This window comes from Kitasatospora sp. NPDC036934 (assembly GCF_055608425.1).
The window spans coordinates 1-13921 of the sequence record NZ_JBVJQR010000058.1; the positions used below are offsets into that span (position 1 = coordinate 1).

8 protein-coding genes are annotated in these 13921 nt (G+C 74.8%); 6 read left to right on the forward strand and 2 right to left on the reverse strand.

From position 1 onward, the window contains the following. The 3 genes from ACZ7BZ_RS37760 to ACZ7BZ_RS37770 all read left to right on the forward strand — a co-directional run. Positions 1-3542, forward strand: a 3542-nt coding sequence (locus ACZ7BZ_RS37760) for a thioester reductase domain-containing protein (protein WP_470362331.1), incomplete at its 5' end; no start/stop codon positions are given. Positions 3543-3589: 47 nt separating this feature from the next. Next, positions 3590-5224 carry an HAL/PAL/TAL family ammonia-lyase gene (locus tag ACZ7BZ_RS37765; RefSeq protein WP_470362332.1) on the forward strand — a complete coding sequence of 545 codons (1635 nt, stop codon included), beginning with the start codon at positions 3590-3592 and terminating at the stop codon, positions 5222-5224. Positions 5225-5232: 8 nt separating this feature from the next. Then, positions 5233-7059: an AMP-binding protein gene (locus ACZ7BZ_RS37770; RefSeq protein ID WP_470362333.1), complete on the forward strand. Its 1827-nt coding sequence runs from the start codon at positions 5233-5235 to the stop codon at positions 7057-7059. A gap of 121 nt (positions 7060-7180) precedes the next feature. Here the strand turns inward: ACZ7BZ_RS37770 and ACZ7BZ_RS37775 are convergent, their stop codons facing one another. Further along, positions 7181-9988 (reverse strand): BTAD domain-containing putative transcriptional regulator, encoded by a 2808-nt coding sequence (locus ACZ7BZ_RS37775; RefSeq protein WP_470362334.1) that lies wholly within the window; start codon positions 9986-9988, stop codon positions 7181-7183. Further along, positions 9985-10728 carry an AfsR/SARP family transcriptional regulator gene (locus tag ACZ7BZ_RS37780; protein ID WP_470362335.1) on the reverse strand — a complete coding sequence of 248 codons (744 nt, stop codon included), beginning with the start codon at positions 10726-10728 and terminating at the stop codon, positions 9985-9987. Before ACZ7BZ_RS37780 ends, ACZ7BZ_RS37775 begins: the two co-directional genes overlap by 4 nt. Before the next feature lie 688 nt (positions 10729-11416). On the opposite strand from ACZ7BZ_RS37780, the gene ACZ7BZ_RS37785 reads away from it, so the two are divergent. The 3 genes from ACZ7BZ_RS37785 to ACZ7BZ_RS37795 form a co-directional block, all read left to right on the forward strand. Then, entirely contained in the window at positions 11417-12244 is an 828-nt protein-coding gene (locus tag ACZ7BZ_RS37785) for a polysaccharide deacetylase family protein (RefSeq protein WP_470362336.1), read from the forward strand. Between the two features lie 153 nt (positions 12245-12397). Continuing rightward, positions 12398-13267, forward strand: coding sequence for a hypothetical protein (locus tag ACZ7BZ_RS37790; protein WP_470362337.1), 870 nt, complete (start codon positions 12398-12400; stop codon positions 13265-13267). Between the two features lie 64 nt (positions 13268-13331). Next, positions 13332-13921: AraC-like ligand-binding domain-containing protein (locus tag ACZ7BZ_RS37795; RefSeq protein WP_470362338.1), on the forward strand; the 590-nt coding region annotated here is incomplete at its 3' end.

Below are 13921 nucleotides of genomic sequence, written 5' to 3' on the forward strand. Positions count from 1 at the left end.
CCGGTGTTCCGGTCGACTGGTCGGGGTTCTTCACCGGGCGGGGTGCACGGCCCGTCGACCTGCCCACGTACGCCTTCGACCACCACCACTACTGGCGCGGTCGGCAGAGTGGTACCGATCGCTCCGCCACCGGCCACCCGCTCCTCACCTCGGTGGTCGAGGACCCGGAGAGCGGCCGCGTCACGCTCACCGGCCGGCTGGTCGGCGACCTGCCGCCCACCGGGGTCTGGGTCGAGCTGGCACTGCGCGCCGCCGACGAGGTCGACTGCACCGCCGTGGACGAGCTGGTGATCGACGCGGCCGTGGCGCCGGAGCGCGGTGCCGCCGCCCACCTGCTGGTCGTCGTAGACCCGCCCGGTGCCGACGGCCGCCGCGCGGTGCGCATCCACGCCCGCGCCGGTGAGGCCGCCGCCTGGGCCCGGTGCGCCCACGGCCTGCTCAGCCCGGCGGCCGGGCCCGTCTCCGGAGCCGCCGCCTCAGCCACCCCCGCCGGCCCGGACCTCGTGGTCGCCGACGACGAGGCCGAGCGCTACGTCCTTCATCCCGGGCTGCTGGCCGCCGCGATCGGCGGCCGGGACGTCCGCTGCTGGCACGGTGTCCGCGTCCACCGCAGCGGCACCGGCCGGGTGCGGGCGGCGGTCCCCGCCGACGGTCCCGGCCTGGTGCTCACGGACCGGGCCGGGCTGGTGGTCGCCACCGTGGACGCGCTGACCTGCGGGGACGTTCCCTCGGTGCGCCCGGCCGACGACCTGTACCGCATCGCCTGGTCGCCGGTGGTGCTGCCCGCCGCCGGAGCAGAGGCCCCGGACGTCGAGTACGTCACCGACGGGCTCCCGCTGCACGACGTGCTGAGCGCCGCTCAGCGGGCCCTCGCCGCCCGGTCCGAGGGACCGCCGCTGGTCGTGGTGACCCGGGGCGCGGTGTCGGTGGACGGGGAGGAGCCGTCGGAGGCGGCCGCCGTCTGGGGCCTGCTGCGGTCCGCCCAGTCCGAGCACCCGGGCCGGTTCGTCCTGGTGGACGCCGACCCGGCCGGCACCCCGGACACGAACCAGGCCCCGGCCGACTCCCCGAATCCCTTCCTGCCGCCGTCCCTGCTGGCCGCCGTCGCCGCCGCCGGCCTCCCCCAGCTCGCCCTGCGCGCCGACCGCGTGCTGGTGCCGAGGCTGGCCCCGGCGACCCCGGTCGCCGCACCCGCCGTCCCCGCAGGAGGAGCCGCCGCCACACCAGCCGGAGCCCCCGGCATCGCCGGCTGGCCCTCCGAGGGCACGGTGCTGATCACCGGCGGCACCGGCGCGCTCGGCGCCGTGATCGCCCGTCACCTGGCCGCCGAGCACGGCGTACGGGACCTGGTGCTGACCAGCCGCAGCGGCCCGAACGCGCCCGGCGCGGCCCGGCTGGTCGAAGAGCTGGCCGCGCTCGGCGCCCGCGCCGAGGTCGCGTCCTGTGACGTCGGTGACCGGGCGGCCCTGGCGGCGCTGCTCGCCGGATTGCCCGCCGACCGGCCGCTGCGCGCGGTGGTGCACGCTGCCGGGGCGCTCGACGACGGCGCCTTCACCGCGCTCGACGCGCGGCGTCTGGCGACGGTGCTGCGGGCCAAGGCGGACGCGGCCCGGCACCTGGACGAGCTGACCCGGGAGCACGAGCTGACGGCGTTCGTCCTGTTCTCCTCGGTCGCGGGCGTCTTCGGCGGCCCCGGGCAGGCCAACTACGCGGCCGCCAACGCGGCGCTGGACGCTCTGGCCCAGCGGCGCGCCGCCGTCGGACGGCCCGCCGTCTCGGTGGCCTGGGGGCCGTGGGACCTCGACGGCGCGGGCATGGCCGCCTCGGCCGATCTGCGCCGGGTGGCCCGCGAGGGCTTCGGGGCGATCCCGGCCGCGCGCGGCATGGCGCTGCTGGACACGGCCGTCGTGAGCGGCGAGCCCCTGCTGGTCGCCTGCCCACTGGATCTGGACGTGGTGCGACGGCAGGCCCCCGTACCGCCGCTGCTGCGCGCCCTGGCCAAGCGGGGCGACCGGCGCGGGCCGGAGGAGGACGGCGGTGCGGCGGTGCCGGTCGACGAGTTGGCCGCGCTGCCGGCCGCCGACCGGCGGGCCCGGGTACTGGACCTGGTGCGCGGCCGTATCGCCACCCTGCTGGGCCTGGACGCGCCGTCGGCCGTCCGGGACGACGCACCGCTGCCGGAGCTGGGCTTCGACTCGCTCAGCTCGGTCCAGCTGCGCAACCAGCTCGATGCCGCCACCGGCCTGCGGTTGCCGCCCACCCTGGTCTTCGACCACCCCACCGCGCGGTCTCTCGCCGAGCGGATCCTGGCCGAGCTGCTGCCCGAGGAGGCGGGCGGCACGCCGGACCGGCCGGTGCAGGCGGGCGCCACGGGGCCCCGTCTCGCCGAGGACGCCGTCCTGCCCGAGGACATCCGGCCCGCCGCCGAGGTCGTGACGGCCGCCGAGCGCCCGCGCGAGGTGCTGCTGACCGGGGCCACCGGCTTCGTCGGCGCGTTCCTGCTGCGCGATCTGATGCGCGACACGGACGCGTTGGTGCGCTGCCTGGTCCGGGGGGCCGACGTGGCGGACGCGCGGGAACGGCTGACCGAGAACCTGCGCTGGTACGGGCTCCTGGACGACATCGACCCGGACCGGCTGGACGTGCTGGCCGGAGACCTGGCCGGGCCGCTGCTCGGTCTGGGCGCCGAGGTGTTCGACGGCCTGGCCCGCTCGGTCGACCTGGTCGTCCACGCGGCCGCCCAGGTCAACTGGCTCCAGCCGTACTCCGCGCTGCGGGCGGCCAACGTCGGCGGGACGACGGAACTGCTGCGCCTGGCGGCCCGGCACCGCAGCGTGCCGCTGCACTACCTGTCCACCACCGGGGTGTTCGCCCAGGCGGTGGAGGCCGGGGTGCCGCTGCGCCCGGAGGACCCCACCGGGCCGCCGGAGGAGCTGCGGACCGGCTACACCCGGAGCAAGTGGGTGGCCGAGCAGGTCGTCGGCCTGGCCCGCGAGCGCGGGCTGCCGGTGACCGTCCACCGGGTCGACCTGGTCTCCGGCGACCAGCGCAACGGCGCCTGCCAGACCCGGGACTTCGTCTGGCTGAGCATCAAGGGCTTGCTCCAGGCCGGTGCCGTTCCGACCGGTCTCGGTGGTGGCTTCCAGCTGGTGCCGGTGGACTACGTCAGCGCCGCCGTGCTCGCCCTCACCCGGCGCCCGGACGCGGTGGGCCGCACCTTCCACCTGTCGGGCCGCGCCCCGGTGACGTTCGCCGAGATCGTCGGCCATCTGCGCTCCTTCGGACGCGAGTTGGTCGAACTGGAGCCCGCGGCCTGGCGCGAGCGGGTCACCGCCGACCCGGACAACGCGCTCCTGCCGCTGCTGGAGTCCTTCGAGGCGGTCTCCGGCGACCGGGCCACCGACGTCTACCTGCCCATCGACAGCTCGCTGACCGACGCCGCGCTGGCGGACACCGGGGTCGTCCGGCCCGCGCCGACCCGGGAGCTGTTCCGTACCTACCACGCCTTCTTCACGAGGACCGGTTACTTCCCGCCGCAGTGAACACCGGCCCCCGTTCCCACCGCAGTACGGCAAGAAAGAGGACAGTCATGCTCATCACCCGCGATCCGGGTACCCGCCTGCTCGAAGTACCGCTGGACGGCCACGCGCTGGCCGTGGAGGACATCGTCTCCATCGCCCGGAACCCGTCCGGCCGACTCGTCACCCTGGCCGCCGGGGCGGCCGAGGCGATCGCCGCCTCCAACGCGCTCAAGCACCGGCTGCTCGACTCCGGCACCCCGATCTACGGGGTGACCTCCGGGTTCGGCGACAGCAGCACCCGGCACGTCTCCAAGCGCAAGACCGCGCTGCTCCAGGAGAACCTGATCCGCTTCCTGTCCACGGGCACCGGCCCCAAGGCGCGCGCCGACGTCGTCCGCGCCACCATGGCGGTCCGCGCCAACTGCCTGGCCCGCGGCGTCTCCGGGGTGCGGCCCGAGCTGGTCTCGGCACTGATCGACCTGCTCAACGCGGACATCCTGCCGCAGATTCCGGAGCGCGGCTCGGTCGGCGCCAGCGGCGACCTGGTGCCGCTGAGCTACCTCGCGGCCGCGCTCACCGGGGAGGGAACGGTCACCCACCAGGGGCGCTCCAAGCCCGCCGCCGAGGCCCTCGCGGACGCCGGCCTCACCCCGTTCACGCTGGAGGCCAAGGAAGGGCTGGCCCTGGTCAACGGCACGTCGTTCATGTCCGGATTCGCCGTCCTCGCCCTGCACGACGCCCGGGAGCTGGCCTTCACGGCGGACCTGTGCACCGCGCTCACCAGCCAGGTCCTGCTCGGCAACCCGGGGCACTTCGCCGCCTTCCTGTTCGAGGCCAAGCCGTTCGACGGCATGCTGGACAGCGCCGCCACCGTCCGGGCGATCCTCCGTGACGACACCGGCACCGACCTGGGCCTCCTCCACCCCGACGCCGACTTCGCCGAGCTGGAGCGGCCGGTCCAGGACCGCTACTCCATCCGCTGCGCGCCGCACGTCACCGGCGTGCTGCGGGACACCGCCGACTGGGCCCACCGGCTGCTGTCCGTCGAGGTCAACTCGGCCAACGACAACCCGCTGTTCGACGTCGCCACCGGCTCCGTGGGCAGCGGCGGCAACTTCTACGGCGGCCACGTCGCCCAGGCGATGGACGCCCTGAAGACGTCCGTGGCCGGCGTCGGCGACCTGCTGGACCGCCAGCTCGCCCTCGTCGTCGACGAGAAGTTCAACAACGGCCTGACCCCGAACCTCATCCCGGTGCTCGGGCCGGAGGACTTCGAGGCCGGGCTCTTCCACGGCTTCAAGGGCATGCAGATCACCGCCTCCTCGCTGGCCGCCGAGGCGCTCAAGTGGACGATGCCGGCCGCCTCGTTCTCCCGCTCGACCGAGGCGCACAACCAGGACAAGGTCAGCATGGGCACCATCGCCGCCCGCGACGCCCGGTCGGTGGTCGAACTGGTCCAGCGGATCGCCGCCATCCACCTGATATCCCTGTGCCAGGCGGCCGACCTGCGAGGCCTGGAGGTGCTCAGCCCGCCGAGCCGGGCCGCGTACGACGAGGTGCGCGCGGTCTGCGCGTTCCTGGAGGGCGACCGGCCGATGGACGTCGACATCGAGCGGGTGGCCGTGCTGATCCAGTCGGGCCACCTGCGCCGCGCCGTCGAGCCGCACACCCGCGGGACCGAGCAGCCGCAGGGGGCCAGGTGAGCCCGGCGGTGGCTGCCGAGGCCCGGGTGATCGGCCGGCGGCGGGCGGACGGCAGCTGGCTCCTGCGGGTCGCCGAGGAGCTGGGGGAGTACCCGCCGACGCTCGCCGACACCCTGCTGGACCGGGCGGCCCGCCACCCCGACGCGGTCCTGGCCGCGGAGCGGGACGGCGACGGCTGGCGGAGCCTCACCTACGGCGCAGCGGCCGAGGCGGCCGCCGCGCTGGGCCAGGCCTACCTGGACCGCGGGCTCGGCCCCCGCAGCCCGGTGCTGCTGCTGTCCGGCAACTCCCTGGACCACCTGCGGCTCACCCTCGCCGGCTACCTCACCGGGGTCCCGGTCGTGCCGGTCAGCGCGGCCTACTCGCTGCGCAGCGCCGACCACGGCCGACTGCGGGCGTTCACCGAACTGGTCTGCCCGGGGCTGGTGTTCGCCGAGGACGGCGAGACGTTCCGGGCCGCCCTGGACGCCGTCCGGAGCACCGCCGACGCCCGGGCCGGCACCGCCGGTGAAGCGCCCGTGACGGTCGTCTCCCGCCGGCCCGGCCCGGCGGACCTGACGGTCGAGGCGCTCCGCGGCACGCCGGTCACCGGGGCCGTCCGGCGGGCCCACGAGGCCCTGACCCCGGACACGGTGGCGAAGATCCTGTTCAGCTCGGGCTCGACCGGCACCCCCAAGGGCGTGCTCAACACCCACGGGATGCTGTGCGCCAACCAGCAGATGATCCGGCAGATCTGGCCCTTCCTCGGTACCGAGCCGCCGGTGCTCACCGACTGGCTGCCGTGGAGCCACACCTTCGGCGGCAACCACAACCTGCACCTGGCCCTGGCCAACGGCGGCACCCTGTACATCGACGACGGATCGCCGGCACCCGGCCGGTTCGGCCGCACCGTCGAGGCCCTGCGGCAGCTGCCCCCCACGGTCTGCGTCAATGTGCCGGCCGGGTACGCCCTGCTCGCCCAGCGGCTGGAGAACGACCCGCCGCTGGCCGAGCGGGTCCTGTCGCGGGCACGGGTCCTCGTCTACGCGGGCGCCGACCTGCCCGACGCCCTGCGGGAGCGGCTGCGCGCCCTGGCCCGCAAGGCGACCGGCCGGGAGATCGATCTGGTGTCCTCGTGGGGTGCGACCGAGACCGGGCCGGCCGCCACCTCCACGTACGGCGGCGTCGGCGAGGGCATCGGGATACCGCTGCCGGGCGTCGAGCTGAAACTGGTGCCGCACGGCGGAGCCGTCGAACTGCGCGTACGGGGAGCCTCGTTGACCCCGGGCTATGTCGGCGCAGAGCTCGGCGAGATGCTCGACGAGGAGGGGTACTACCGCACCGGCGACGCCGCCCGGCTCCTCGACCCGGACGGCGACCCCCGCCGCGGGCTGCGGTTCGACGGCCGGATCGCCGAGAACTTCAAGCTCGGCAACGGCACCTGGGTGCAGTCCGGTCGACTGCGCAACGCGCTGCTATCGGCCGTCGGGGTGCTGTCCGACGCCGTCCTGGTCGGCAGCGACCGGCCCTGCGTGACGGCGATCGGCTGGCTGGCCCTGGACCGGGCCAACGACCTGCTGGGCACCCGGGCCGCCGACGCCGCCGAACTGTTCCACGACGAGGGGCTGCGCCGCCACCTGGCCGGGGGCCTGGCGGGCCTCAACGCGGGGGCGGGCTCGGCCTCCCGGGTCGAACGGCTGGTGCTGGTCGCCGAACCACCGAGCATGGACGGCGGCGAACTCACCGACAAGGGCTACCTCAACCAGCGGGTGGTGGTGGAGCGGCGTGGCGCGGCCGTCGAGCTGCTCTACGCCGAGGAGCCCGACCCCGGGCGGGTGATCGTCGCCGGCCGCTGACCCGCCGCCGTTCCGGCCAGCCCGCTGCCGGACCGGCCCCGTCCACCGGGCCACCCGTCCGGGCGACGAGCTCGGCACCCCGGCCCGGGCCGGGGCCCGAACCGGGGCGCCGAGCGCCCGCTCACTCGCAGAGCCGCCGCATGGCCGCCCGCAGCCGCAGCAGTTCGGGCGCCACCGGGCGCGGCCGGTCCGGGACCTCCGGGTAGCCGTCCCGGCCCGCCAGCGCGGCCCGCTTCGCGACCTGCCGACCCTGCGGGATCCGCGCGTACGCGACCTCGCACAGCAGCGGCTGCCGGAACGCGAAGCGGCTGGTGCCGTCGGCGTCGGCGGGCGCGGGCCCCAGGATGCCGAGCCGGGCGAGCGTGTCCAGCGCGCCGTTCACCTCGTCCGTCCGCTCGCGCCGCAGCGCCGCGACCGCGTCCGGCCGGATGCCGTCGCCGAGCAGCGCCGCGTCCTGGAGCACCGCCTTGAGGTTCGCCGGCAGGGCGTCCAGCCGGGCCGCGACCACCCGGTGCACGGCCGACGGCACCTCGCCCAGGGTGGGGGAGCGGGGCGCCGGCTCGGCGGTGTCGAGCCGGCGCAGTGCCAGCCGGACGAACTCCGTCACGAACAACGGGTTCCCGCCGGCCAGGGCGGTCACCGACTCGACCAGCTCGCGCACCAACCCGGGCGGCGTGGCCGCCGGGCGCTGCGCGGTGATCACCGTCCTCGCCAACCGGGCGACGGCGGCATCGGACAGCGGCGCCAGTGTGACGGTCGTCAGCGCCCCCGCGGTGTCACGCCAGTCCGGCCGCCGGGCGAACAGCTCCGGGCGCGCCGTGGCGACCACCATCAGCCGGGACCGGCCGGGTGCGGCGACCAGCCGGCCGACGGCGTCGAGCAGGCGCTCGTCCGCCGAGTGGAGGTCGTCCACCAGCATGATCACCGTGCGTTCGGCGGCCAGCCGCTCCAGCAGGGTGTGCCAGGCCGCGATCACCTCCTCCGCCCCGGCGGTCCGCTCGTGGTCCGGCACGTGCCCGATCGGGACGACCAGGTGCTCGAACAGGTGCCGTGCCTCGGCGGGGCTCTCGGCCACCCGCTCGACCGTCTCCCACAGCCTGGTCCGGGCGGTGCCCGGCAGGTCGTCGGGGCGGATGCCGCAGGCCGCCGAGAGCTCCGCGGCCACGAACCGCAACGGGCTCTCGTCGACGGCGCACGGCACGAGGTGCGCCAGCAGCGGCCGCGCCGCCGGATCGGACCGGGCGGTCAGGCGCTCGAACGCGTGGAGCATCGCGCTCTTGCCCATACCGGCCTCACCGACGACGAGCACCACGCGCGGATCGCCCGGTCCGGCGGCGAGCAGGCCCGTCATGGCGTCGAGCCCCTCGGCCCGCTCCAGGGTGGGGAACCCCTCGTCGCGCACGCCGTTGGACCGCAGCCCGGCGACCTCCCAGATCGTCGAGTGGACGGAGGCGCGCCGGTAGTCGATCCAGTTGTCGGTCTGCTCCCTGGCCGACTCGCTGACCCAGATCTGGTCGTGCGGCACGAGCGGCAGCAGGGACAGCGGCCGGTCCAGGGCCGCGCCGGTCACGGCGAGCGATCCGGGCGCCTCCGGGCAGAACCGGACCAGCGCCTCGCCGGTGTCGATGGCCGCCCGCAGGACCAGCCGTTCGGCCGCCGCGTGCTTGAACCGCACCCGGTGCCGGACGGCGAGCGCCATCAGCACCGCCCGCATCGCCTCGTTGCTGCGGATGTGCCGGGCGCCGAAGACGACGAGCCAGGAGGAGCCGATCCGCGCCGACAGGGTGCCGCCGAACCGCTGCGCCTCGGAGCGCACGATCTCGTGCAGCGCCGTCATCACCGTGTCCAGGCGCTCCGGATCCGCGCCCGGGTGTCCGGCCGGGACGGACGCGTTGATCAGGACGACGGTGACCTCCCGGCGCTCCTGGGTGAAGTCCTCGGCGCCGGTCGGCGCATCGGCCGCCCCCGCGGCGCCCGTTGCTCCCGCCGTTCCCGTCCCGGTCCCCGTCCTGCCCCCGGTCCTGCTCCCGGTCCCCGTCGCGTCCGCCGGTACCGGTGGTACGGTCCGGGCCTGCGACGGCGGGCACTGGGCCGGGGGCCGGATCCGGACGCTGCCGGGCAGGGGGGTGTACTCCAGCGCCGGGTCGTCGGTGAGGATCGCCTGTTGGACGTTCTGCAGCTCGCGCCCCGGGTCCAGGCCCAACTCCTCGGCCAGGTGGGCCCGGACGGAGTGGTAGACGCCGAGCGCGTCGGACTGCCGGCCGCTGCGGTGCAGGGCCAGCATCAGCTGTCCCGCCAGTCCTTCGCGGCGCGGGTGCGCCCGGCTGAGCTCCTGGAGCTCCGGAAGCACCGCCAGGTGCTGCCCCAGGGCGAGTTCGGCGTCGAAGTGCTCCTCCAGGACGTCCAGCCGTGCCGTCCCGGCCGCCGTCAGCTCGGGCCAGGCCAGGCCGATCCCGGCCTCGGCGAGGTCGGCCAGGGCGTCCCCGCGCCACAGGTCCAGGGCCTCGCGCCAGCTCTGGGAGGCCGCAGCCACCGCGCCCTCGCGCATCCGCGTCCGGCCTGCCGCCACCAGTTCCTGGAAGCGGTGCAGGTCGATCGCCCGGGGCTCGACCTCCAGGACGTATCCGGGGGCGCGGGAGAGCAGCGCCGGCGCGTCCGGCGCGGGCCGCCGGGTGTCGGCGAGGAGCAGGTTCCGCAGCTGCCAGACCGCGTTCTGCACCATCTTGCGGGCCGAGGGGGGCGTCGGGCCGTCCCACAGCGCGGAGATGAGCTGGCTGGTGGCCGTCACCTGGTTGTGGCGCAGCAGGAGGTAGCCGAGTACGGCGCGTTGGTTGATGCCGCTGAGGGGCTGGGGTGTGTTGTGCCGCAAGACCTCCAGTGGTCCCAGCACGTTGAACCGCAGCTCGTCGGGGTGGCCGCCGGTCGTCATGCGGCCAGCCGCAGGACGGCGTCGGCCTCGTCCAACACGGGCGAGTGGCTGAGGACGGCCTGTTCCAGCGCCCGCGACCGGGGGCCGGGAGCCGTGCGGCCCCGCTCCGCGAGGGCGGACTTGGCGCGCCGGTAGACCTCCAGGGCGTCCGCCTGGCGCCCGCTGCGGTACAGCGCGACCATGAGCAGCCGGCACAGCCGTTCGCGGGCCGGGGTGGTGGTCGTGGCGGCGCTCAGCTCGGCGAGCACCTCGCGGTGGCGACCCAGCATCAGGTCGGCCACCACCCGGTCCTCCAGGGCGTTCCAGCGCGCCTCGCGCAGGGCCGCCAGCTCGGGCCAGTCGACGCCCGCCTCGGCGAGGTCGGCCAGGGCGTCCCCGCGCCACAGGGACAGGGATTCCCGCAGGGTGGCGGAGGCGGTCGCCCAGGCGCGGTCGGCGAGCTCCCGCTCGGCGCGACGCGCCAGTTCCCGGTGGCGGCCGTAGTCGACGTGCCCCGGAGCCAGGTGGAGGACGTAGCCCCGCGGCTCGGTACGCAGGTCGATCGGGGCGCTGTCGCGGGGCTCGCGCCCGGCGCGGATCCGCCGCAGCCCGGAGACGGCGTTCTGCAGGATCTTGCGGGCGGTGGCGGGCACGTCCGTCTCCCAGAGCGCCGAGACCAGGCGCGTCGTGCTGACCGGGGTGTTGGCGTGCAACACGAGGAATGCCAGGGCGGTCCGTTGCCGGATCCCGCCCAGTGGCACGTTTTCACCGTGGTGGACCGCTGTCAGTGGGCCAAGGATGTTGAAATGCAAGGAAGTTCCCGTCTGGTCGACCTACATTGCCGGAGGGTCCGCCCGACTCGTGGGTGAGTGATCCACCGCACCCGATCATGACGTCACCTCAGGGAATGGCCTGGGAGAAGCGGGGTTCGCGGAGGAGAACATCTTTGTTCGTTACTCCGGAGTAGCTCGCTGTGTCATTCTGGTGGCTTGACCTGGACTGACGTCAGGTCGTTGAGCGTTCACCAGTCGGATCGTAGGTGAAGCTAGGTCAGGTCGCACAGACGGGATCAGAAATCAGCCTCCGTCGATATGTTTTGCGTCGTCATCGGCTCGAATGGATTGAAAGTCCCTGCTCCGGGCATTGCGTCACAACCATCGGAGCGCTCCGTGGATATAGCTCCGGATGGCGATCGATCTCCGATTTTCACAGATCGTTCGCCGATGGGTCGGTTACCGGAAGGTAATGGTCTGCCTCCCGGCCCGGGAGCGGTTCCGGGCCGAAAACCCCCGCCCGGCACGGAGGCCGGTCCGATGGATCGGCCGGACGGACGACGAGACCCCACCCCGGCGGGCCCCGCACTCGCTTCGAACCGAGGGAACCCATCGTGTTCGATTCACGTCATGGACCTCGGAGAACACGCAGGTGCGATCGGGGGAGTGACGGTAGATGGACGTCAAGGCGGGCATGGCGAAGCTGGGCGGCAGGTCGCGGGTGGCGCTGGCCGCGGGGGTCGTGGTGGTGGCGGTGGCCGCCTGGGCTGTTCCGCCGGTCACCGGGTCGTTCGCCGCGCCCAAGCAGAACGCCGCGCACGAGCAGGAGCCGGCCACCGACAACCACGACGGTTCGCAGGGCTCCGGCGGCGCCGCGCAGCAGGGGGGTGTGCCGGAGGGCATCGCCCACGCCTCCGAGGCCGGGGGCAATGCCGTGAACATCACCATCGACGACGGTCCCGACCCGGTGTGGACCCCGAAGGTGCTCGACGTGCTCAAGCGGTACGGGGTGAAGGCGACGTTCTGCATGATCGGGCCGCAGGCCAAGGCCCACCCCGAGCTGGTGAAGCAGGTGCTGGCGGCCGGTCACCGGCTCTGCGACCACACCGTGCACCACGACACCACGATGGACAAGAAGCCCGTCGCCTACCAGGAGAAGGAGATCCTGGACGCGAAGAAGATGATCGAGGACGCCGCGGGCAGCCCCGGAGCGGTGCAGTACTACCGGGCCCCCGGCGGCTCGTTCACCCCCGACAGCCGGCGGATCGCCGCGGCGAACGGGATGCGCCCGCTCGGCTGGAACGTCGACTCCAAGGACTTCGAGAAGCCCGGCACGGCCGCCATCGTCGAGACGGTCAAGAAGGAGGTCCCCAACGGCCCGACCGTGCTGTTCCACGACGGCGGCGGCGACCGGCAGCAGACCGTGGAGGCGCTCGGCCAGGTGCTCGGCTGGCTGAAGGCCCAGGGCCGCGCCACCGGCTTCCCGGTCCGGACCACCTCCTGAGGCCACCTCCCGAGGCCGCCCCCGTGACACCGGCCCCGTGACACCGGCCCCCTGAGACCGGCCGCTGACCAGGGAGGCGCCCGCTGCCACCCGGCGGGGCAGTCGTACCATGTCCGGCCTGTGGGTTTGCCGAGGCGAGGAGAGGGCGGGCGGGTGGGCAGGGGCGCGTGGGCGGGCGGTCTGGGGCGGCTGGTGGGGGCGGCGGCCGAGCTGGGGGAGGCCGGGCGGCAGGCGGTGCTGCGCGGTGGCCGCTCGGCGGCGGGTGGGCGGTGGGCGCTGGCGGCGCTGAGCTCGGTCGCCCCGCCGGAGGTGCCGGCCACCGAGCCGTGGAAGCTGTCGCTTGGCACGCTGATCGGCCGTCACCCGCGGACACCGGCCGTGGCGCACAAGCTGCTCGGACTCCTCGACGGCTACGGCGCGGTGCACCTGGGGCCGGTGCGGGCCGGCTTCGACGGCGAGGAGGTCGAGTGGGACAAGGTCGTGGAGATCCGCACCCGCAACGCCTTCGAGGTGCTGACGACCAGTGCCCTGGAACAGGACGTGGACCGGATCCGCGAGTTCCTCCCGCCGGTGCCCGGCCGCAAGTGGGCCGTCACCAAGGCGGGGGAGGCGCTGGCCACCGTCGTCCTCGCGGCGCTCGAACGCGGCTCGGTCGACCAGCGGCTGGACGAGCTGACCGTACCGGCCCAGATCGTCCACCGCGGTCTGCTCGGCCGTCAGCGCACCCTGGAAGCGGGCTGCTTCGCCGCCGCCTCGCTGGTCATCGTGGGCCAGGCCCGGGAGAGCCTGATCGCGACCGCCCGCCGACGCGGCATCCCGGTGCGGCACGTCGAGGCGGAGGCGCAGCCCGACCGGGCGGAGCACGTGGTGGTGCTGCGCGAGCGCACCGACGCCGTCGCCCGGCTGCTGAGCCGGATCGAGCAGGACGAGCCGGCGGTGCCGGACGAGCCGGCGGCGGGCGGCGAGGTGGCGGCTGGGGAGCCGACGGTGTCGCTCGACAAGGTCCCGCCCCCGGCCGGGTGATCCGACCGCTCGTCGACGGAATCGACGGAACCGATGGAGGGGGGAGCAGCCTGAAGGGGCGAGGGTGACTGGAGGGACGGGACCCGCCGTGTTCCGCGGCGAGGACGTGCCCGCGCGGGAGCGGTTCGACTGCTGGCGGGAGCTGCTGGAGCGGACCAGGGCGTGTGAGGCGACCAGTGCCCACGCCGATGACTTCCGGGCGGAGCTGAGGCGCTCCGAGCTGGGAGAGGTGAGCCTGCTCGGGACGTCGTTCCCGTCGGTGCGGTTCCGGCGGACGGAGCGCATGGTGCGGCGCTCCGACGAGGGCGTCTACCACCTGTCGTTCCTGCAGCAGGGCACCATGACGCTGACCCGGGGCGCGGGCCGCACGGAGACGCTCCGACCGGGGGACCTGCACCTGGTCGACAGCTCCCACCCGTACGACCTTCAGGCCTTCGGCGGTTCGACGGCCACGGAGCCGGAGCCCCGGATCTCCGGCGTCGGCGTCGACTTCCCGGTGTCGCTGCTGCCGCTGCCCCCGCAGCGGCTGCGTGACCTGTTGGGCCGGGGGTTCTCCGCCCGGGAGGGGTCGGCGGCGCTGCTGGCGCAGTTCCTGGTCGGGCTGGACCGGCAGGCCGCCGCCCTGGGCCCGGCGGAGACGGCCCGGCTGGGCAG